The organism is Clostridium sp. DFI.1.208, assembly GCF_024463855.1.
Taxonomy (GTDB): Bacteria; Bacillota_I; Bacilli_A; order Erysipelotrichales; family Erysipelotrichaceae; genus Clostridium_AQ.
Genome location: NZ_JANGCA010000278.1, coordinates 1 through 285, shown reverse-complemented (window position 1 = coordinate 285; position 285 = coordinate 1). Strand labels below are relative to the sequence as shown.

General features: G+C 45.3%; 1 protein-coding gene. It reads left to right on the top strand.

From position 1 onward, the window contains the following. The coding region (locus NE665_RS24365; protein ID WP_256302764.1) for a hypothetical protein at positions 1–285 on the top strand (285 nt) is incomplete at both ends.

Sequence of the window (285 nt, the reverse complement as noted above, 5' to 3'; positions counted from 1 at the left end):
ATTACAAATGCGCTGTCTCCGTTCATTACCCTGCATTACTCCGCAGAAATCTTGAATCAGCTGATTGTAAAAGAATATACAGCTGCATTGCAAACGGCACTTCTCATGTGCACAGGGGTACTGATCTGCTCCCTGCTGGCAAAGGCGTTTTATAACCGTCTTCAGGTCATCTGTCGTACAGCGGTACAGCGAATTGATCAGAAGCTGCTGTATAAGGCGATGTGCATGGAATATGAGCTTATGGAAACACAGGAAACCATGGATACGCTTAGAAGAACACGGAAT